Origin of the sequence: Diaphorobacter sp. LI3 (assembly GCF_022807955.1) — a bacterium.
GTDB lineage: Bacteria > Pseudomonadota > Gammaproteobacteria > Burkholderiales > Burkholderiaceae_C > Diaphorobacter > Diaphorobacter nitroreducens.
In genome coordinates this window covers 1,979,749-1,998,617 of the sequence record NZ_CP094346.1, presented here as the reverse complement: position 1 = coordinate 1,998,617, position 18,869 = coordinate 1,979,749, and the positions used below count along the sequence as shown (strand labels likewise).

The window sequence follows — 18,869 nt, the reverse complement described above, 5'->3', positions numbered from 1 at the left end:
CGGGAGAAAGGGCTCGTGCCACAGGCGTCATGGCTTGCCTCGGTCGATGGTGATTTCCTTGAGAGCCATCCCCATGAGGGTGTGCTCATGCGGTGTTCGGACTTCTTCAGCCTTGCCCTCGGCAACCGCGCCCCAGACATAGGCTTCATTGCCCTCCATGCGAAAAACAGCGCCGGTCGCGGGTTGTCCTGTGCGCTTGACGGTGACGCCGGGCATTCCGCGCACCGAAATCGCCTGCACCGATGCAATCTTGGGGTTATCGAACAGAAGGCCCAGCCACTGCGCACAAGGAAGAAGAGGCTCCCAGTTGCCCATATTGTTGACATACAGGGTGGCATTGATGAACGCTGAAGGCAGGCCAAGGGCCTTGATGCGATCTGCATGGCGCGTAGCTGCGGTTTTGGCCCGCGCTTCGTACTTGGCCTGTTCTGCAGCGCGCTCCTGGGCATCACGCGCTTCCTTTTGCTTCCACGCAAGCTGGCGCTGGTTCTCTTGTTCTTCCTTCGCCTTGCGCTCGGCCTCGTATTTGCGCTGGTCTTCTTGGCGCTGCTGCTCCCAGCTAGTCTCATCACGACGGCGTGCCTCGCTGCGCACCTGCGCCACTCGTTGCGCCTGCTCGTCCTCTCGCCGTTGAGCTTCCCTTTGGCGAGCTATGCGCTCATCGTTTTCTCGAATGGCACGCTCACGCAGCGCATCTTTCTCCCGGTTGGCTTCCTGATCGCGCAGGGCACGCTCAGCGACAGCAGCAGAGGCGGACACCGGGGGCAGTGTCACGGCCGACTTGACAACTGCCGCCGCTGCAGCTGGAAGCCCTGAAAGCACCTGCGGTGTATTCGCCGCTGGCTGTGCAGCCCTGCGTGACGCTCCCGCCGTGGTATCAGTGACCCCCGGTATCGCAACCCGCACTGAACAATCGCGCAAACGCTGCTCGCCATTGGCAGAGAAGATGGTGGCAGGCCCGGATAGTGCGGAGTCCTTCCACTCCAGCATGACCACGTTGCGCCACTGGCCGGTACTGCGCTGTCCGGGGTTCCAGCGGCCATCCAGATTGAAGCTCACGCGGCCATTGCGCAGCATGCCGGAGCCCGACTCGGACAGCCGACTGTCCAGCCGTTCCCAGGCCACGCTTTGGCCCGAGACGGTCAGTTGAACGGGCTGACTCCACGCGCCCTGCTGGGGGTTGGTGATCAAAGGACCACAGTCGATTGTTCCGGTATAGGCGCCATCACGAATCTGCGCGGAAACAGAACCGCACACCAGGGCAATGCAACCCCAGGCCACGCTTTTAAGTTTTGCTGTCATCTCCATCCTCTTTCTGTATCTGGAAGTTTCTCACAATGAAGAATTAACTCTGTCGTATTTAAGTCGTCATTGATGCATTTTTGCCTCAATGGAATCCACACCAACCACCGCCAAGAAGATGGTCGCAGCCGACCGTCATCCGCTGGCCGTGGCTTTTGGTGAGTACCTGAAGAGCGTGCGCAAGGACAGTGACAAGTCCCAAGCGGAACTCGCCTTCGATGCATCCATGGATCGCACTTACATCTCGCTGTTGGAGCGCGGTCTGTCTGCACCTACGTTGCTGGTACTGGACTCGTTGGCAAAGTCACTCGGAATGACCATCACGGAACTGATGGCTGGCTTCGAGGCCCAACTGCCAAAGAATCTTCGCCGCACATCTGTGAAGCGCCGGATCAACGAGGCATCGTTGGCAAAGACCGGGGCAGATCGGCCACAGGGAACGCGACGCTCACCGCTGCGCTAAACCATCGGGTCCGCCAGCCAGCCACGTCACGCTCATGGCGTCCACCAGCATGGGGTCGAATACCGCGCCGAACACCAAACACGCTGATTCGTCCATGGCGCGCCGGACCACCTCGAAGACCTCTGCGCAATGGCCCAGTCGAAAGCTCTTGCCGTATCCGCTGCACACCACCACAGCGGCTGCTTTGTTGTGCGTCGGTATCCGTGCCAATGCATCGCGGCAAGCATCAAGCACCTTGTCCGCGTCGTGGTTGGTCACCGTGAAGCTCACGGGGGAACTGCCGCAGAGCTTCAGCGTGTCGCGCAAATCTTCCAGGTCGATCTGCAATATGGAGCCTTCTTCCGTTGCCGCCAGCAGCTCCGCTACCGTCTGCTGAACCCTGTCGGTTGGGGTGGATGCCGCAGGCAGTGGCCACGGTGACAACGCCATGCCAGCGACGATTTTGAGGACCTGACGCCGCATCCGAGTGCGCTTCACGCTGCCACCTTCAGTTGCAGCCGTACAGCGGCCAGCAAACGAACTTCTTCGGCATTCCACTCCGCTGCCTCGTACAACCAGTGCACCGGCTTTCGCTTGCCATCTTCCGAGGGCTTGGGGAGATTCGGTGGGGCTCGCCGACTGCCGGGACCGGATGTTGGCAAACGCAGCCGCGCGTTGAAGGGCGCAAAACCCGGCTCGCTGGCGCTGGGGTCGAGCAAGAGAATAGTGTCCGGCGTATGCACTTTGCCGACCGCAGCACCTTCCACGCCAACTGCCAGCGCCCAGTGCTTGGTTCTGCGGTGCTTGACCGAAGCGAATGCCAGCGCCACCAGATCGCCGCCCCGCATCAGCCATTCAAGGGCATGACCATCGGCGTTGTCTTGCATGCCGTACTTGGCTGTCAGAAACAGCGGCAGGTCAAGGCCATCCATCAGTTCCCCCCACTCTTCGGGGTTTACTCCGGAAAAATATGTGTGCTGAAACGCTTGCCAAACTGTTGCAGCAACACCCGATTTTCTGTGGCTCATCTCGTGCAGAGCAGACGGTTTTGCGAGATCGTAAATCGCCAAAATCATCGCCGCGATATGTACCCCGCAGGCTCCGTCAAGGTCAGATTGCTGCATGAAAAACCGCACCGGCTCTTGGCGCTTGGTCTGCACGGTCAGCGCGTGCCCAGTTAGCAATCCCGGAAACACACGCTGGAACCGATAGGACACTGCCGGGCGATTCAATGAGATCGCTTTGGACATTTCAATACTCATCTGGACGCAACAGCGTGGTGACACTGCGGTCGGCTTCCGTGATGATCCAAAGGGTGGGCAGTGCACTGCGCTTTTCCAATGGCGTAGCCGCCAGCCGCTCGGCATCCACCAGCCGGTAGCAACTCAGAATCCGCAGGCGTCGCGTCACGGCAAACTCGTTTTCAGCGCGGTCTTCTTCAGACAGATCGCCCCAACTTCCGTGAACATGCCGCGAGATCAAAGCGGCTGCGCTGAAGCCAGTTTCTTGCAGTAGTTCCAACGCACCCGTCGTGGCGAGGATCTGACCCAGCGGGAACTGGGCGGTATTGGAATAGATGATCGTGGGGGTGGTCGGTGCAGAAGCCGCCACATTGGTTGTGGACGTGGGTGTTGTGGTCATGGAAATCTCCTTGGATGTGGAACGAAACAAAACGGCGACAACGGGCGTGCGTAGTCCTCCGCAAACAGGTACCGGATAGAAAACGCGGGTGAGAGAAATCAGTGCGGCCGCAGAAAAGCAGCCGCCGAGAGACGTGGCCTCAGCGAGAGGCTGGCAACGAAACTTGCGCCAGGCAGAGCGCTATCATCAGGTCAGTGTCCGAGTCATAGGGCTGCTCGATCCACTCTGAAAACTGCTCGGTGGCCGACAACCACCCACTAAGCATGCATGGCATCGCACCATCGGTATCACCGCCATCCAGCAAGCCCCAGGTGTGCAACCGGCGCGATGCCATGGCATCTCGCACAGCGTCCACTGGCATATCGCACAACAGCGCCAGCACGTTGCAGCCGTGAGTAGCGTCACGCAATGGGCTGGCTGGCAAGATCGCACGGCCGAAGCACCGGACGCAGTAGGACCACCGCAGCCACAGGGACTCGAAAGGTGTGAGGTTCAGCAGCCTTGCCAGCGTGTCGAGATTCGTGCCGATGGACGACGATGTTGGCGGTGGTGATGGCGCCAAGGCAGCCAGCCGACCGGCCAGTTCCACCGGGTCCGTTGGGATCGACAAATCAACGTGGTGACCGTCCGCATCGACCATCAAAAAATCCGGCAGGTCGCCATCGAAAATGGGCTGCTTTTCGTCTCCGAGTTCACGCCAGCACATCTGCTCGATAGCCCGACTTTCTCGGATCAGGTCTTGGCCGTCCAACAAGCGGGGCAGAACTACCCCAATGCGATGCAGGAGGCGGCTCATGTGATGGCGGCGGTAGGCTGTTTCGCTTACGGCGTAAGCTGATCCGTTTCGACCGCAAGGGTCAAGCACCGACGTGGCAGCGTTGCCGGAGTTTTGGTCACTAACCATCTGAGCAGTGACGCTCAAGCGAGCAACATGTATTGATTCGCCACATTTTGCTTTTTAACGCAAAATAAAATCTATTATACAATATTTAAATCCAATCTCAAGCTGCGCATGTTGCGATGCAGCATTATCATCGAATGGCTCAGATTTATCATTAATAAAATTGTAGCGCTTAGAAAAAATCGAATTAATGTTAGTTCCGATCAGCCTCCTGCTTCCTATCACGCATTCTTTGCTTTTGCGCCACACTCAGCGGCTTATACCTCACCAACGCCTTGTAGTTTCCACCAACAATATTTAAGGCAGCGGAGTACCAATCCGTTATTCTTCTCTCGTTGACTACTGCTGGCAAAAAAGAGGAATCGAATTCACGCCCCCGAGAATAAAGCTCCTCCGAAAATATCTCAACCAAATTCCGCCGCAGCCTTCCAGTCAAGAAGCCACCGTTGATGTTTGCAGCATCAAAAATTCGCAGTTGAAGTTGCAGCGCCTTAGTATAATTTTTGGGGTCTGATACAAACCCTAAATCTTTATCAATTGAATCCCAGTCACCCGGCGCCATCATCTCCAGGCGTAATTTCATGAAATATATTTGCCTCAACTCACGGAGGCGTTCAGATGCTCTTTCAAATTGTCCTTCGAGCGGCTCGTTTAGATCAAATTTGAGCAATATTTCATTACTTAACAATACACTCTGAACTTCTTGAAACGGGAAATCAGGGAGCCATGCGTCATGAGTAAAATGCGCCGGAGTGACTATTTTTGGCGTATTTGCACAAAAGAAAGAGTCCTGCTCTTCACGACTTAGATCGAGAAATTCTTCCTTGGGCGACAGTGGGCGGTTGATACCCCAGCAATGCCGTAAAACAAGGATTGGCATAGCGATTACGGCATGAATACCATTAGCTCGGCAATGCTCCCTGTAGTCGCCGACAGTTCGCTGCCCGGCCAATGGGGCCGGGTCGCAAAGCACATGTTCGAGCAGGTCGTCAGCTTTAGACTCTTCCCGCAGTCTGGTGCCATCCGGCAGGCTGTTCATCCACGTCGCGAGCAGCGCGTATTGCTCGTTGCGGCGCAAAAATTCCCAAGCCCAACGCCGCCAGTTTTGATCATCGGCGGAGGGGTAGTCATCGGCGACCGTCCACTTTGCCCAATACTCGATACGGTGCAGCTCCTCAGCAAAATCGGCGTCTTCGTTGGCATCGTCGGCAACGAAGTCTTCCGACGCTGCGCAGGGATCACTCAAAGCCACTGCGGGCGCAGCACCCTTGGAAATGATGACTTGGCCGTCTGGCGTGTAGGTGGCCGATAAGTCCAGGCTCAGCGCGTAACGCAGCAACTGGACCGCAGGTGGGGATGGCTCCGGCTCGGCATTCTTCATGCATGCATGGTAGCAGCCACGAGCATGGTCAATAGCCATCACTCTAGCCGGTAGCAATAGAGTAGCAATGGCGCTCAGACAAGAAAAAAGCACTTAGGCATTTCTGCTCTAAGTGCTTGATTCATAACCAAATTCTTGGTAGGACGTACAAGATTCGAACTTGTGACCAACGGATTAAAAGTCCGCTGCTCTACCAACTGAGCTAACGTCCCAACCTTTGCCACCTCTCGGTAGCAAAGCTAAAGATTATAGCGTGATTTTTAGGTCTTCGACCTTTCCGCCAACTTGTCGAGAATCCATCCCGCTGCACAGTGACCAAATGTGGCCGTGACGGCGACCGATGAGCCATAACCATGGCAATTCAGGGATCCGTCGCCTTCACCGACGCCGCAAGACGCGTGTGGCTTTGATACCGCTTCCTTGCTATAGACGCAGGTGACGCCGATTTTGCGGCCTTCTCGGGCCGCGCCGTGGTTCCTACGCAAGCGATAGCGCAGCTGGGCCAGCAGAGGATCGTGCGTGGTAAACGCCAGATCTTCTACCTCGACTTTATATGCGTGACGCTTGCCCCCGGCAGCACCTACCGTGACGAAAGGCAGCCGCGTGGAGACGGCCCAAGCTGCCATTACGGCCTTGGCGTTTACTTGGTCGCATGCATCCACCAGTGCATCCACCGAAGATGGCAACAGAGTGGGCCAGTTCTGTGCATCCACGAACTCTTCAACGCAGTTCACCCGACATGCCGGATTGATCAGGGCAATGCGCTCGGCCATGGCGCGTACCTTGGCTTGGCCTATGGTCGTGGTCAGAGCGTGAATTTGCCGATTGACGTTCGACTCGGCCACATGGTCCAGGTCAATCAGCGTGAGCGCTCCGACGCCGCTGCGCGCGAGTGCTTCTGCTGTCCAAGAACCCACGCCGCCAATTCCGACCACAGCAACATGCGCGCACCGAATGCGTGCGGCGCCCTCCTGCCCGAACAGGCGTTCCAGCCCTGCGAAGCGCCGCTCCAAGTCTGGCGTGTCGTCAACGGATGTGATCACTTCAGGCGCGCCAGGCGTTCCTTCGCAGCGGCTGCCGCTTCCGACTGCGGATAAACGCGCAGCAAGTCTTCCAGGGTCTTGCGCGCAGCCCGCGTATCTTTCAATTCGATCTGGCAATTGGCAATCGAGAGGGCCGCCTCGGGAGCGCGCGCATGGTCTGGCGCCGCCGACAACAGAGCCTTGAAGTTGTTGATGGCCTCTTTGTAATCACGCGTGGCGTACTGTGCATTGCCCAGCCAAAAACGGGCAGACGGTACATAACCGGACTGTGGATACTGGCGCACGAAGCCGCTGAAAGCGTTGGACGCTTCACCAAACTTACCTGCACGGAAGAGCGCCAAGGCCGCCTCGAAATCACGCTTCTCTGCAGGATCAGCCCGGAATTCGCGCCCGTCCAGCGTCACCGTCGCGGGCTCAAACTGGCGCAACCGCTCATCGACACCCTGTGCCATGTCCTTCTGACGGCGCTGCAGCTCTGCGACATCGCGCAATAGCTGCTCGTTCTGACCACGCAGTGTCGCCTGTTCAGTGCGCAATGCCTCGATTTGCATCTGTAGGTCGAGCAGGCTGCGCCGTAGTTGCGAGACCTCATCACCGGACCGTTCACCCGCACGCTGGCTGGCCTGTGTCAATGCATCGACACGCTGGCGCATCTCAAGGATTGCACGGCGCGCCTCGCTGTCCTCGAACAATGCATAGCTGGGGGTCGACCAGCAGGCAGCGGTGGCCAGCGCCGCCGCGCCCAGCGCCCGCGGGCGCAGGAGCAAAGACATGCGCGGCATCAACGGTACGACAGCTCAACGCGGCGGTTTTGCGAGTGCGCGTCTTCCGTGTGGCCCTGCACCGCCGGCTTTTCCTTGCCAAAGCTCACCGCCTCCACCTGCGCGTCCTGCACGCCCAGCAGCCCCAACGAGCGGCGCACGGCTTCCGCGCGCTTCTGGCCCAGCGCCAGGTTGTACTCGCGGCCACCGCGCTCATCGGTATGGCCCTCCAGCACGACCTTGCGGGCGGAAGACGCCTTCATGAAGCGAGCATGGGCCTCCAACACGGATTGGAACTCAGGCTTGACGATGAAGCTGTCAAAGTCGAAGTAAATGACGCGCGCCACGCCAACGGGACCCGCAGCGTCCCGGCCCGACTGGGACAGGTCCACAGGAGCCACGCCGCTTTGGCCCGTGCTGCCCGAGTTGGCGCCCGGGGCAGTGGACGTAGCGCCGCGGTCTTCGACCGGCACATCATCCAGTTTGACGCCGGAGCTGCAACCTGCCATGAGGGCGACGATGGAAAGCGCCAGGGACACGCGCTTGAAGGGGAAACGGTTCATTAATGACTCCTGAAGAGCAGTTGTTCGAAAAACGGAAACTTATTTGTTCTGGAACGGGCCCCAGTCGGGCTCGCGGATATCCCCACCCTGCCCCGCCAGACGCGCCTTGATCTTGCCGTCCAGCGTGGTGGTCATCAGGGCTTCGCGACCCTGCTGCTGCGTGGCGTAGACGATCAGGCGGCTATTGGGAGCAAAGCTGGGATTTTCATCGGCGGAGGTGTCGGTCACCGCCGTCACGCTGCCCGACTTCAAATCCATCACGTGCAGCTTATAGGCGCCGCCCACGCGGGAAATGTAGGCCAACCACTGACCATCGGGACTGATGCTGGGTGAAATGTTGTAGGACCCGTTGAACGTCACGCGCTCCGCGCCTCCCCCGCTGGCTGCCACGCGGTACACCTGGGGCGAACCTCCACGGTCGCTGACGAAGTAGATGCTGCGGCCGTCGCTGGAGAACACGGGCTCCGTGTCGATGCCGCTGCTTTGCATCAGGCGGCGCGGCTCACCGCCGTTGGCGTCGATGGTGTAGAGCTGCGAGCCCCCGTCGCGGCTGAGGGTCACGGCCAAGGTACGGCCATCGGGCGACCAAGCAGGGGCACTGTTGGAGCCACGGAAATTGGCGATCAAACGGCGGCGGCCTGTGGCCACGTCATGCACGTACACCACCGGCTTGCGCGACTCGAACGATACGTAAGCCAGCTGGGTCCCGGTGGGCGCCCATGCGGGAGAAATGATCGGCTCAGGACTGGAAAGCGCTGACTGCGCGTTCTCGCCGTCCGCATCGGCCACCCAAAGGCTGTAGCGCGAGCCGGCTTTGGTCACATACGCAATGCGGGTGGAGAAAATACCGCGCTCGCCCGTGAGTTTTTCGTAGACGAAGTCGGCAATGCGGTGCGCCACCAGACGCAGGTCGGCCTGCGTGACCACGAAGCTCTGGCCGCCCAAGTCCTGCGCCTTGACCACGTCCCACAAGCGGAATCGGACGTCGAAACGGCCGTCGGCCAAGCGCGTGATGCTGCCGGAGGTGAGTGCGTCGGCCTTGCGCTGACGCCACAGGGACAGATCGGGACGGGACGATTCATCCAGCGCGACACCCGACGCGTCCACGCCCAAAAAGCGCCCGCTGCGCTCCAGGTCAGCCTGGACGATGGCGGATATTTTCTGCGGCGACTGCGGTTCACCACGGAACGGTGCGATCGCAATGGGCAGTTGCGTCAGGCCTACGCCCGTGATTTCCACACGGAACTGCGCAAGCGCTGAAAGGGAGGAACTGGCAGCCAAGGCTGCAACGGCGTGGCGCCGCGAAAGGTGCGGCAGAGCCGTGCGGAAGGAAGGGGTATTGGGGATGCGGTCAATAGTCATTGGAACCATCGAATAACCGTCAAATGCCGGCAAACAGAGCCTCGCATGTTACACATAGCGTAGCGTGCCATGTGACAAACTGTGCCGGTCTGCAATAGCCGAAACGTAGAATCCGCCCCTCATGCAAGATTCGAATCATAGCGCGCCAAAGACCACTTTGCAGCAAGCTCCGCAGTCTCTTTCGCTGTGGGAGCGGTTGCGCAGGCTCCATCCGTACTTCGGCCACCAGCGGCTGGCATGGACCATGGCGGTGTTGGCGACGATCGTCGCGGCCGCTACCGAGCCATTGATTCCCGCGCTTCTCAAACCATTGCTGGACCAGGGTTTTACAGAAGGATCGCTGGAGCTGTGGATGGTTCCCGTGGCCATCATCGGCGTCTTCCTGGTGCGTGGGCTGGCCCAGTTCACGGGACAGTACGCCCTCACGCGCATCGCCAACGAGGGCATGCTGCGCCTGCGCACGGCGCTGTTCGAGCGGCTGCTGGCTGCGGACATGGGGCTTTTCCATCGCCAGTCGGCCAGCGCACTGTCCAACACCGTGGTGTATGAGGTGCAGACCGGGTTCACCTCGCTGGTCCAGGCGCTGCTGGGCCTGTCGCGCGATGGTTTCACGCTGGTCGCCCTGCTGGGTTATCTCATCTACCTGAACTGGCAACTCACGCTGATCGTGGCCGTGCTGGTGCCGGGGGTGGCCTGGGTGATGAAGACGCTCTCGCGGCGCCTGTACAAGATCACTAAAAGCAGCCAGCAGGCCACCGACGACCTGGCCTATGTGGTCGAAGAGAACGTACTGGCCCACCGTGTGGTACGCCTGCACGGCGCCCAGGCCGAGCAGGCCGCGCGCTTTGACACGCTGAGCCAGCGCCTGCGCCGCCTGGCCATCAAATCCACGATCGCCTCGGCCGCCATGACGCCCACCACGCAGTTGCTGTCCGCGGGCGCGCTGTCCACCGTGATCTGCATCGCCCTGTGGCAAAGCCATGGCAACGGTGCCAAGGACGTGACCGTGGGCGGTTTCGCCTCGTTCATCGCGGCGATGCTGATGTTGATAGCGCCCATCCGCCGCATGGCCGACATCGCCAACCCCATCACGCGCGGCGTGGCGGCGCTGGAACGGGGTCTGGCCCTGCTGCACGAGGCGCCGGCCGAGACAGGCGGCACGCACACCGCGCAGCGCGCCCAGGGGGCGATTGCCCTGCGCAACGTGACCGTGTCCTTCCGTCCCGACCAGGCACCCGCACTGGACGCCGTGAGCCTGGACATCCGCCCGGGCGAAGTGGTGGCGTTCGTCGGCCCCTCCGGTGCCGGCAAGACCACGCTGGTGAACCTGCTGCCGCGCTTTCTCAGCCCCAGCAGCGGCCAGGTGCTGCTGGACGGCGTGGCGACCGACCAGTGGGCGTTGCCCAGCCTGCGCGCGCAATTCGCCATGGTGAGCCAGGACGTGGTGATGTTCAACGACAGCATCGCCGCCAACGTGGCGCTGGGCGCTGCCGTGGACGAGCAACGTGTGCAGCACTGTCTGGACGCAGCGAACCTCGCCGAGTACGTGGCCAGCCTCCCGCAGGGTATGCACACCGTGGTGGGGCACAACGCGACGCAGCTGTCGGGCGGACAGCGGCAGCGGCTGGCCATCGCGCGGGCGCTCTACCGCGACGCTCCGGTGCTCATCCTCGACGAGGCCACCTCGGCACTGGATACCGAATCCGAACGCCTGGTACAGCAGGCCCTGCAGCGCCTCATGCAGGGGCGCACCACGCTGGTAATTGCCCACCGCCTCTCCACCATCGAATACGCGGACCGCGTGGTGGTCATGGAGCAAGGGCGCATCGTCGAGCAGGGCCCCCACGCGGAGCTGTTGGCCCGGGGCGGCCTGTACGCGCGCCTGCGCGCACATGGCGGCGCGTGACGACTACCAAAAACAATAGCTGCTTGCGCTTACCCTGCAAGCGATTCGGCACTATTTTGGCATGAAACCGCCAGCTGACAAGCGCCAGCAGCTCCGTTATTCATAGCATACGTGCCCAGGGGCCTACCATTTCCCGCGGTCCGGCTGGCGGCGGCGTACGGCCTCCGCCACCAGTTGCACCATGTCCTGCCGGTCGGCGCGCAGGGCGAAATCCACGGCCGACAGGCCCAGTTGGTTCTTCAGCGATGGGTCGGCCCCCTCGCTGATCAGCAGGCGCGCCGCATCCGCCGTGCCGTAGCGCACGGCCATCATCAGCGGCGTGGTGCCGTTGGGCGATGCGGCGTCGATGTAGGCGTGATGCTCCAGCAACAGCGCCACCATGGCGGCGGCATCGGCCGTGGTGCTCGCGGCGGCATAGTGCAGCGGCGCCCAGCCGGTCTTGTTGACGTCCGCCTCGCGCGCGATCAGGCCGCGCGCAGCGGGCAGATTGCCGCGCAACGCGGCCATCATCAGCGCGCTTTCGTCCTTGGCATTGCGCTCCTCCACCTTCAGCCCCTTGGCGGCGATCAGCACCTCGGCCACCTGCCGCGCTTCCTCGCGCAGGGCCAGGATCAGCGCGGGCTGGCCCTTGGGATCGCGCGCGTTGGGGTCAAACCCGCGGCGCAGCAGCGAAGCCACCGTGGCGGCATCGTCGCGCGCGATGGCACGCAGGAAATCGTCGTACGCGCCGGCATGCGCCAGCCCCGCGGTGCCGGCGGCAACCACGGCGAGCCACGCCAGGGCGCTGCGACGCTGCAACAGGCTCTTCATACTGCCTCCTTGCTCAAGAAAAGTTGCTCGAAGTTACGGCTGGTTGCCTCGGCCACCTGCTGGACGCTCAGCCCTTTCACCTGTGCCAGCTGCTGGGCAACGTAGGGCACATAAGACGGGTTGTTGGTCTTGCCCCGGTAAGGCACCGGCGCCAGATACGGACTGTCGGTCTCGATGAGCAGGCGGTCCATGGGCACAAAGGCGGCCACGTCGCGCAGGTCCTGCGCGTTCTTGAACGTGACGATGCCCGAGAACGAGATGTAGTAGCCCCGGTCCAGCGCCGCGCGGGCCACCTCGGCGGTTTCGGTGAAGCAGTGGAACACTCCGCCCGCACGGTTGCCCGCGCCGTCCTCGCCCTCCTCGCGCAGGATGGCCAGGGTGTCCTGCGAAGCGCTGCGCGTGTGGATCACCAGCGGCTTGGCCGCCGCGCGCGCAGCGCGGATGTGCGTGCGAAAGCGCTCGCGCTGCCACTCCAGGTCGGCAATGCTGCGGCCGCCCTTGCGGTCGTCCATGCCGTAGTAGTCCAGCCCCGTCTCCCCGATGGCCACCACGCGCGGCAGCGCTGCGCGCTCCAGCAGGTCCTGCACGGAGGGCTCGGCCACGCCTTCGTTGTCCGGGTGCACGCCGACCGTGGCCCAGAAGTTGTCATAGCCGGTCGCCAGCGCGTGCACGGCGGAGAACTCCTCCATCGTGGTGCAGATGCACAGCGCGCGGTCCACCTGCGCCTCGGCCATGGCCTGGCGGATCTGCGGCAACTGGCTGATGAGTTCGGGAAAGTTCAGGTGGCAGTGGGAATCGACAAACATGGTGGTCTCGAAAAACAAAAATGCCGACCGGCGGGCGCGGTCGGCATCCTGCGGGGCCCGCGAAGGGTTGCCCTTAGATGGTCTGCGTAGGCCGTTCAGACGCCAGGGCCGAGCCCAGCACTTCCTCGATCTTGTGCTTGAGCTGGCGCGACTTCTCGTCCTTGGGGAACTGGATGCCCACGCCCTGCGTGCGGTTGCCCGCGGCGCGCGCGGGTGTCACCCAGGCCACGCGGCCGGCCACGGGGTAGCGCTGCGGGTCGTCGGGCAGCGTGAGCAGCACGTACACATCATCGCCGAGCTTGTATTCGCGCGCCGTGGGCACGAAGATGCCGCCCTCTTCGAAGAACGGGATATAGGCCGCGTACAGCGCGGCCTTTTCCTTGATGTTCAGCTGCATGACGCTGGGGCGCGGCGCGGTGGAGGGACTGCTCATAGGTCGTAGAAGGCTTTCAATGGCGCGAGTTTAGTGTGTGGCGCGCCTGCGCCACAAGCGACTCCAGCATCAGGCCGGCGTTGAAGGGGTGCTCGGCCGTGCGCGCCTCCTTGGCGAGGGCGCGCGACCAACGCGTGAGCGGCCCCACGCCGGGCGGCGCGGGCAAGTCGGCGGGCGAGAAATAGCGCGGCTGTGCACCCACGCGTTGCGCCAGCAGATCGTGGCAGAGCTTTTGCAAGGCATCTACGGCCTGTGCGGGTTCCAGCCCGGCCAGCGCCGACACGTCGCCGCGCGCCACGGCCTTGGGCAGCAGCGCCCAGGTCTGCGGGCTGCGGCCCGCACGCGCCAGGGCCAGTGCGTCGTCAGGCCGGCCGCCGGCGGCGCGCAGCAAGGCCTCGGCCGCATCAGCGGGCACGCCCTGCTCTACCAGCCATTGCTGGCTTTGGGCCGGATCGGGCCACTGCAGGGTGTGCCCCAGGCAGCGGCTGCGGATGGTGGGCAGCAGTTCGTGCGCGGCCTCGGTGGCCAGCACAAACCGGACGTCGCCCGGCGGCTCCTCCAGCGTCTTGAGCAGCGCGTTGGCCGTCACATGGTTCATCTGCTCTGCCGGGTAGACCAGCACGGCCTTTCCGCGGCCGCGCCCGCTGGTGCGTTGGGCGAACTCCACCGCGTCGCGCATGGCCTCGACGCGGATCTCGCGGCTGGCCTTGCGCTTCTTGTCCTCGATCTCGGCCTGCGCCTTCTCGGGCAGCGGCCAGCCCAGGGCCAGCGCCTGCGTTTCGGGCATGAGCACGCACAGGTCGGCATGCGTATGCACATCGATGCCATGGCAGCTGGCGCACTGGCCGCAGGCGCCGTGCGCGGTGGGCGCATCGCACAGCCAGGCGCGCACCAGCTCCAGCGCCAGCGTGTACTGGCCCAGGCCGGACGGGCCCTGCAGCAGCCACGCGTGGCCGCGCTGGGCCAGCAGCGCCTGGCGCTGCGCGGCGATCCAGGGGGCGACCGCACTCATGGCGTCTGCGCCAGCCAGCCGCGTGCGGCCACTACGGCACGCAGCTGCGCGGCAACCTGCTCGCGCGGCTGCGACGAGTCGATGCGCGCAAAGCGCTGCGGCGCTCCCGCGGCGCGGTCGGCATAGCCGCGCGCCACGCGGGTGAAGAACTCCACGGGCTGCGACTCGAAGCGGTCGGGCGCGCGCGCGGCGGACAAACGCTGCGCGGCCACCTCAGGTGGCACGTCGAACCACAGCGTGAGGTCCGGGCTTCGCATCAAATCGGGCTGCAGACCAACACCAGTCTGCGCAAGGCGCTCCATATACGATAGCACCTCCAGATCGAAGCCGCGCCCTGCGCCCTGGTAGGCAAAGGTGGCATCGGTGAACCGGTCGCACAACACCACCTCGCCGCGTGCCAGCGCCGGCTCGATCACGCAGCGCAGATGGTCGCGCCGTGCGGCAAACACCAGCAGCGTTTCGGTCAGCGCGTCCATGCTGTCGTGCAGCAGCATCTCGCGCAGCTTCTCGGCCAGCGGTGTGCCGCCGGGCTCGCGCGTCAGGGTCACGGTATGCCCCGCAGCGCGCAGCGCCTGGGCCAGCGCATCGATGTGCGAGGACTTGCCCGCGCCGTCGATGCCCTCGAAGGTGATGAATGCGCCGTTGGTCATTTCTGGCCGCGTTGGTAGCGGTTCACCGCACGGTTGTGGTCTTGGAGCGTGCTGCTGAAGTGGCTGGAACCGTCGCCGCGCGCCACGAAGTACAGCGCCTTGGTGGGCGCGGGCTGCACCGCGGCCAACAGCGCCGCCTTGCCGGGCATGGCAATCGGCGTGGGCGGCAGGCCCGCACGTGTGTAGGTGTTGTAGGGGGTGTCGGCGGTCAGGTCACGGCGGCGCAGATTGCCGTCGAACTTCTCACCCAGGCCGTAGATCACCGTGGGGTCGGTCTGCAGCAGCATGCCCACGCGCAGGCGGTTGCTGAACACGCCGGCGATCTGCGCGCGGTCTTCGGCGCGGCCGGTTTCCTTCTCGACGATGCTCGCCAGGATCAGCGCCTGGTCGGCGGATTGGAGCGGCGTGTCCGGCGCGCGCTGCGCCCAGGCCGCGTCCAGGCGGCGATCCATGGCGTGCAGCGCGCGACGCAGCACGGCAATGTCGCTGCTGCCCTTGGCATAAGTGTAGGTGTCGGGAAAGAAGCGCCCCTCCGCGGGCACGCCCGCGCGGCCCAGGCGCTCCATGATGTCCGCGTCGCTCAGGCCCTGGCTGTCGGGCTTGAGCTGCTCGGCCCGCGCCAGCGCCTGACGCACCTGGCGAAAGGTCCAGCCTTCCACCAGCGTGACGGCGCGCAATGCCTCCTCGCCGCGCACCAGCTTCTGCAGCAGCGCGTAGGGGCTGGTGCCCTGGGGAATCTCGTAGTTGCCGGCCTTGATCTCGCGGTCCTTGCCCGACAGCCGGAACCACAGGAACAGCACGTCCGCATCCGTGGCCATGCCCGAGCGCACCACCGCGCGGGCCACGCTGCGTGGCGTGGTGCCAGGCTCGATCTCCAGCTCCAGCGGCTGGCCGGCGGGCACGTCCGCGCGCACCGGCAACGGCGCCTGCAGCCACCAGGCGGCCACGGCGCCCACGGCGATCACGATGAGCAACACCAATGCGAGGAAACGACGCACAACCCTGCAGCCTGTATGAAAGAAGCCGGGCATCATAATTCAGCCATGACCGACTCCATGCCAGTGCCCCCGTCCCTGCCTGCGGACGGCGTAGTCCCCCTGTCCCACCTTGGCGTGATCCGCGTGGCCGGTGAAGACGCCGCCAAGTTCCTGCACGGCCAGCTGACGCAGGACTTCGCGCTGCTGGATCTGCACCACGCCCGCCTGGCGGCGTTCCTGACCGTCAAAGGCCGCATGCAGGCCAGCTTCATCGCCTTCAAGTGCAGCGAGGCCGAGGTACTACTGGTCTGCGCCCGCGACCTGCTGGCGCCCGCGCTCAAGCGGCTGTCGATGTTCGTGATGCGCGCCAAGGCCCAGCTGACCGATGCCACCGGCGACTTTGCGCTGTACGGCCTGCTGGGCGACGCCGCCCGCGCCGTGCTACCCGCTGGCGAGCCCTGGGCCAAGGCCGATGTGGGGGATGCCAGCGTGGTGCAGATCTACCCCGCCGAAGGGCAGCCGCGCGCGCTGTGGGTAGCGCCCGCTGGCAGCGCCGCGCCCGCTGGCGCAGCCCTGACCGAAGCGCTGTGGCTGTGGAGCGAGGTGCGCAGCGGTATCGCCACCCTGACCGCGCCCGTGGTCGAGGCCTTCGTGCCGCAGATGCTGAACTATGAATCCGTGGGCGGCGTGAACTTCAAGAAGGGCTGCTACCCCGGCCAGGAGGTCGTGGCGCGCAGCCAGTTCCGCGGCACGCTCAAGCGGCGCACTTACCTGGCACATGCCCCTTCGGCCGTGGCCGTGGGTGCTGAAGTGTTTGCCGACGGTGACGCCGAACAGCCCGTGGGCACGGTGGTGCAGGTTGCGACCGCACCCACCGGCGGCGTGGATGCGCTGGTGTCGCTGCAGATCGCAGCCACGGGCGGCGCCCTGCGGGTGGGCGCAGCGGATGGCGTGGCGCTCACGCTGCTGCCGCTGCCCTACGCGCTGCTGGAAGACATTTAAGCAAAAACAGGCGTTAGCGCTTATTTGACAAGCGCTAGCAGCTATCAATAAAGAAGCAGTCAGCCCTGCAGACTGCGCCGCATGGTGATGTGGGCAATGCCCGCCTCCTCATACGGTTGGCCTGCCGCCTCAAAGCCCGCGCGGCGGTAGAACGCCTCGGCGCTGCACTGGGCATGCAGCGTGACCTGCGCGTCGCCGCGCGCGCGTGCCGCCTGCACCAGTGCGTCCAGCACCATGCGGCCCCAACGCTGGCCGCGCAACACGCGGTCCACTGCCATACGGCCAATGCGCGCCTCGCCCGGCGCATCCTGCAGCAGTCGGCCCGTCGCCACGGGCAGACCCAGGCGGTTGTAGGCGACGGCGTGCACGGCGGTGGCGTCCAGCGCGTCCAGCTCGATCTCGGGTGCAATCCCCTGCTCCTGCACGAACACCGCCGTGCGCAGCGCCGTGGCGTCGCGCCCCAGCGTGGCCCAGTCGCCCACGCGCAGCTCCACCATCTCGCCGCCGGCCTCGAAGTGCTCGATCATCGCGCGCAGCGCGGGCGGCACCGCGCGCTTGGTCTGCGTGGCGGGGTCGGCAAACACATAGACCAGTTCCACGGTCACCAGCAGCCGATCGCCAGCGAACATGCTGGCCTCGAACACCAGCGACGTGGTGCCCACGCGCGCGCAGCGCATGCCCACGTCCAGCAGGTCGTCGAGCCGGGCGGAGGCGTGGTACTCGACGCTGGCTTTCTTGAGGTACACCTCGCCGCCCAGCGCCTGCATGCCGGTTTCGTACGGCAACGCCAGCGCGCGCCAGTATTCGGTCATGGCGCAATCAGCGTAGGTGAGGTAGTGGGCATTGAAGACGATCTTCTGGATGTCCACCTCTGACCAGCGCACGCGCAGGCGGTGAAAACAGCGAAAGTCAGAGCGTTGCATGGCGTGTTTCCGTCGAAGGGATCAGTCGAGTTGAAAGGCGCTGCGCAGCGCGGCGGCAGCATCGGCATGGGCCTGGCGCGCCTCGGGAAGGGCGCGACCCATCTTGATGAATTCGTGCGTCACGCCGCGGTAGATCTCGAGTTGCACCGGCACGCCCGCAGCACGCAGCTTGTCCGCGTACTCCACGCCCTCGTCCACCAGCGGGTCGTACTCGGCCAGACCGATCCAGGCCGGCGCCACGCCCTCGGCGTCGGGCGCGAGCAAGGGGGCGAAGCGCCAGTCCTCGCGCTCGGCGCGGCTGGGGATGTACTGGTCGAAAAACCAGCCAATGGCCGCGCGTTCGAGCACCAGGCCGTGCGCGAACTCGGTGTGCGAGGGCGTGTCCTGGTGCGCCGTGGTGCCGGGGTAGATGAGCAACTGCAGCGCCAGGGGCAGCCCGGCATCGCGCGCCTGCAGAGCGCACACCGCGGCCAACGTGCCGCCTGCGCTGTCGCCGCCCACCGCCAGGCGCGACGGGTCGGCGCCCAGCGTGGTGGCGTGCTGCGCCAGCCAGGCCAGCGCGTCCCACGCATCGTCGCTGGCCGTGGGGAACGGATGCTCGGGCGCGAGCCGGTATTCCAGCGACACCACCATACAGCCGGCCAGCCGCGCCAACTCGCGGCACAGCACGTCGTGGGTGGCAATGCTGCCGATGGTGAAGCCGCCACCGTGCAGGTACAGCAGCAACGGCAGCGCCTGCGCGTCAGAGGCCGTGGGTGCATACAGGCGCGCGGGCAACGGGGTGCCGTCGCGTGCGGGGATGCGCAGGTCTTCCACGCGCGGCAAGGCCGCCTTGGGCAGCTCCAGCACCCCGGCACCCAGTTCATAGGCAGCGCGGGCCTGTGCAGGGCTCAGGGTGTGCAGTGGGGGGCGCCCGGCGCGCGCCATGCCGTCGATGACGTTGCGCATCTGCGG

Annotated in this window: 21 protein-coding genes and 1 tRNA gene; 3 read left to right on the top strand and 19 right to left on the bottom strand. The window is 64.1% G+C overall.

The genetic code is table 11. The features are described from left to right. Positions 1-27 precede the first annotated feature (27 nt). The gene (locus MRB47_RS09290; RefSeq protein WP_252102531.1) at positions 28-1,302 is read right to left on the bottom strand and encodes a hypothetical protein; all 1,275 of its coding nucleotides are present in this window, start codon (positions 1,300-1,302) and stop codon (positions 28-30) included. Positions 1,303-1,390: 88 nt separating this feature from the next. On the opposite strand from MRB47_RS09290, the gene MRB47_RS09285 reads away from it, so the two are divergent. Further along, on the top strand, positions 1,391-1,765 hold the full coding sequence (locus MRB47_RS09285) for a helix-turn-helix domain-containing protein (protein ID WP_252102530.1): 375 nt from the start codon (positions 1,391-1,393) through the stop codon (positions 1,763-1,765). On the opposite strand, the gene MRB47_RS09280 is transcribed toward MRB47_RS09285, so the two are convergent. The 10 genes from MRB47_RS09280 to tolB all read right to left on the bottom strand — a co-directional run bounded on the left by MRB47_RS09280 (position 1,751) and on the right by tolB (position 9,396). Further along, positions 1,751-2,242 carry a hypothetical protein gene (locus MRB47_RS09280; RefSeq protein ID WP_252102529.1) on the bottom strand — a complete coding sequence of 164 codons (492 nt, stop codon included), beginning with the start codon at positions 2,240-2,242 and terminating at the stop codon, positions 1,751-1,753. The genes MRB47_RS09285 and MRB47_RS09280 overlap by 15 nt on opposite strands. Next, positions 2,239-2,994 (bottom strand): hypothetical protein, encoded by a 756-nt coding sequence (locus tag MRB47_RS09275; RefSeq protein ID WP_252102528.1) that lies wholly within the window; start codon positions 2,992-2,994, stop codon positions 2,239-2,241. The genes MRB47_RS09280 and MRB47_RS09275 overlap by 4 nt, the downstream gene beginning before the upstream one ends. A gap of 1 nt (position 2,995) precedes the next feature. After that, positions 2,996-3,385, bottom strand: coding sequence for a type I restriction endonuclease subunit M (locus MRB47_RS09270; RefSeq protein ID WP_252102527.1), 390 nt, complete (start codon positions 3,383-3,385; stop codon positions 2,996-2,998). 139 nt (positions 3,386-3,524) lie between these two features. After that, entirely contained in the window at positions 3,525-4,181 is a 657-nt protein-coding gene (locus tag MRB47_RS09265) for a hypothetical protein (protein ID WP_252102526.1), read from the bottom strand. Between the two features lie 298 nt (positions 4,182-4,479). After that, the gene (locus tag MRB47_RS09260; protein WP_252102525.1) at positions 4,480-5,667 is read right to left on the bottom strand and encodes a hypothetical protein; all 1,188 of its coding nucleotides are present in this window, start codon (positions 5,665-5,667) and stop codon (positions 4,480-4,482) included. Between the two features lie 136 nt (positions 5,668-5,803). After that, positions 5,804-5,879 (bottom strand) — tRNA-Lys (locus MRB47_RS09255). Between the two features lie 48 nt (positions 5,880-5,927). Further along, complete coding sequence (locus tag MRB47_RS09250; RefSeq protein WP_252102524.1) at positions 5,928-6,710, bottom strand: ThiF family adenylyltransferase; 783 nt, start codon at positions 6,708-6,710, stop codon at positions 5,928-5,930. Further along, a complete protein-coding gene (ybgF, locus tag MRB47_RS09245) occupies positions 6,707-7,492 on the bottom strand; it encodes a tol-pal system protein YbgF (protein ID WP_252102609.1) in 786 nt (261 codons plus the stop codon). The genes MRB47_RS09250 and ybgF overlap by 4 nt, the downstream gene beginning before the upstream one ends. Beyond that, entirely contained in the window at positions 7,492-8,034 is a 543-nt protein-coding gene (pal, locus tag MRB47_RS09240; RefSeq protein WP_011804994.1) for a peptidoglycan-associated lipoprotein Pal, read from the bottom strand. The genes ybgF and pal overlap by 1 nt, the downstream gene beginning before the upstream one ends. Before the next feature lie 39 nt (positions 8,035-8,073). Beyond that, complete coding sequence (gene tolB, locus MRB47_RS09235; protein WP_252102523.1) at positions 8,074-9,396, bottom strand: Tol-Pal system beta propeller repeat protein TolB; 1,323 nt, start codon at positions 9,394-9,396, stop codon at positions 8,074-8,076. Between the two features lie 121 nt (positions 9,397-9,517). Here tolB and msbA point away from each other — a divergent pair, with 121 nt between their 5' ends. Next, complete coding sequence (gene msbA / locus MRB47_RS09230) at positions 9,518-11,302, top strand: lipid A export permease/ATP-binding protein MsbA (RefSeq protein ID WP_252102522.1); 1,785 nt, start codon at positions 9,518-9,520, stop codon at positions 11,300-11,302. Positions 11,303-11,425: 123 nt separating this feature from the next. Here msbA and MRB47_RS09225 read toward each other — a convergent pair whose 3' ends face one another. From MRB47_RS09225 to mltG, 6 genes are all read right to left on the bottom strand, one after another. Next, positions 11,426-12,112 carry an ankyrin repeat domain-containing protein gene (locus MRB47_RS09225; RefSeq protein WP_252102521.1) on the bottom strand — a complete coding sequence of 229 codons (687 nt, stop codon included), beginning with the start codon at positions 12,110-12,112 and terminating at the stop codon, positions 11,426-11,428. After that, complete coding sequence (locus MRB47_RS09220; RefSeq protein WP_123675730.1) at positions 12,109-12,918, bottom strand: TatD family hydrolase; 810 nt, start codon at positions 12,916-12,918, stop codon at positions 12,109-12,111. Before MRB47_RS09220 ends, MRB47_RS09225 begins: the two co-directional genes overlap by 4 nt. 73 nt (positions 12,919-12,991) lie before the next feature. Continuing rightward, positions 12,992-13,351: a PilZ domain-containing protein gene (locus tag MRB47_RS09215; protein ID WP_011804989.1), complete on the bottom strand. Its 360-nt coding sequence runs from the start codon at positions 13,349-13,351 to the stop codon at positions 12,992-12,994. A gap of 16 nt (positions 13,352-13,367) precedes the next feature. Continuing rightward, a complete protein-coding gene (locus MRB47_RS09210; RefSeq protein ID WP_088886563.1) occupies positions 13,368-14,363 on the bottom strand; it encodes a DNA polymerase III subunit delta' in 996 nt (331 codons plus the stop codon). Beyond that, positions 14,360-15,013: a dTMP kinase gene (gene tmk, locus MRB47_RS09205; RefSeq protein WP_252102520.1), complete on the bottom strand. Its 654-nt coding sequence runs from the start codon at positions 15,011-15,013 to the stop codon at positions 14,360-14,362. Before tmk ends, MRB47_RS09210 begins: the two co-directional genes overlap by 4 nt. After that, a complete protein-coding gene (gene mltG / locus MRB47_RS09200; protein WP_252102519.1) occupies positions 15,010-16,011 on the bottom strand; it encodes an endolytic transglycosylase MltG in 1,002 nt (333 codons plus the stop codon). The genes tmk and mltG overlap by 4 nt, the downstream gene beginning before the upstream one ends. A 45-nt stretch (positions 16,012-16,056) precedes the next feature. On the opposite strand from mltG, the gene MRB47_RS09195 reads away from it, so the two are divergent. Next, positions 16,057-16,992, top strand: coding sequence for a YgfZ/GcvT domain-containing protein (locus MRB47_RS09195; protein WP_252102518.1), 936 nt, complete (start codon positions 16,057-16,059; stop codon positions 16,990-16,992). A 59-nt stretch (positions 16,993-17,051) separates the two neighbouring features. Here MRB47_RS09195 and MRB47_RS09190 read toward each other — a convergent pair whose 3' ends face one another. Together MRB47_RS09190 and MRB47_RS09185 are read right to left on the bottom strand one after the other, a co-directional pair. Beyond that, on the bottom strand, positions 17,052-17,915 hold the full coding sequence (locus MRB47_RS09190) for a YbgC/FadM family acyl-CoA thioesterase (protein WP_123675725.1): 864 nt from the start codon (positions 17,913-17,915) through the stop codon (positions 17,052-17,054). A 21-nt stretch (positions 17,916-17,936) separates the two neighbouring features. Then, a complete protein-coding gene (locus MRB47_RS09185; RefSeq protein ID WP_172209278.1) occupies positions 17,937-18,863 on the bottom strand; it encodes an alpha/beta hydrolase in 927 nt (308 codons plus the stop codon). Between the last annotated feature and the right edge of the window lie 6 nt (positions 18,864-18,869).

Bases quoted from the DNA above. Each gene is read 5' to 3' on its own strand.
- pal (WP_011804994.1), bottom strand. From the start codon at position 8,034: ATGAACCGTTTCCCCTTCAAGCGCGTGTCCCTGGCGCTTTCCATCGTC.
- msbA (WP_252102522.1), top strand. From the start codon at position 9,518: ATGCAAGATTCGAATCATAGCGCGCCAAAGACCACTTTGCAGCAAGCT.
- MRB47_RS09260 (WP_252102525.1), bottom strand. From the start codon at position 5,667: ATGAAGAATGCCGAGCCGGAGCCATCCCCACCTGCGGTCCAGTTGCTG.
- MRB47_RS09270 (WP_252102527.1), bottom strand. From the start codon at position 3,385: ATGACCACAACACCCACGTCCACAACCAATGTGGCGGCTTCTGCACCG.
- MRB47_RS09285 (WP_252102530.1), top strand. From the start codon at position 1,391: ATGGAATCCACACCAACCACCGCCAAGAAGATGGTCGCAGCCGACCGT.
- MRB47_RS09190 (WP_123675725.1), bottom strand. From the start codon at position 17,915: ATGCAACGCTCTGACTTTCGCTGTTTTCACCGCCTGCGCGTGCGCTGG.
- MRB47_RS09225 (WP_252102521.1), bottom strand. From the start codon at position 12,112: ATGAAGAGCCTGTTGCAGCGTCGCAGCGCCCTGGCGTGGCTCGCCGTG.
- MRB47_RS09290 (WP_252102531.1), bottom strand. From the start codon at position 1,302: ATGACAGCAAAACTTAAAAGCGTGGCCTGGGGTTGCATTGCCCTGGTG.
- MRB47_RS09195 (WP_252102518.1), top strand. From the start codon at position 16,057: ATGACCGACTCCATGCCAGTGCCCCCGTCCCTGCCTGCGGACGGCGTA.
- MRB47_RS09210 (WP_088886563.1), bottom strand. From the start codon at position 14,363: ATGAGTGCGGTCGCCCCCTGGATCGCCGCGCAGCGCCAGGCGCTGCTG.
- MRB47_RS09220 (WP_123675730.1), bottom strand. From the start codon at position 12,918: ATGTTTGTCGATTCCCACTGCCACCTGAACTTTCCCGAACTCATCAGC.
- MRB47_RS09185 (WP_172209278.1), bottom strand. From the start codon at position 18,863: ATGCGCAACGTCATCGACGGCATGGCGCGCGCCGGGCGCCCCCCACTG.
- ybgF (WP_252102609.1), bottom strand. From the start codon at position 7,492: ATGCCGCGCATGTCTTTGCTCCTGCGCCCGCGGGCGCTGGGCGCGGCG.
- MRB47_RS09275 (WP_252102528.1), bottom strand. From the start codon at position 2,994: ATGTCCAAAGCGATCTCATTGAATCGCCCGGCAGTGTCCTATCGGTTC.
- MRB47_RS09265 (WP_252102526.1), bottom strand. From the start codon at position 4,181: ATGAGCCGCCTCCTGCATCGCATTGGGGTAGTTCTGCCCCGCTTGTTG.
- MRB47_RS09215 (WP_011804989.1), bottom strand. From the start codon at position 13,351: ATGAGCAGTCCCTCCACCGCGCCGCGCCCCAGCGTCATGCAGCTGAAC.
- tolB (WP_252102523.1), bottom strand. From the start codon at position 9,396: ATGACTATTGACCGCATCCCCAATACCCCTTCCTTCCGCACGGCTCTG.
- tmk (WP_252102520.1), bottom strand. From the start codon at position 15,013: ATGACCAACGGCGCATTCATCACCTTCGAGGGCATCGACGGCGCGGGC.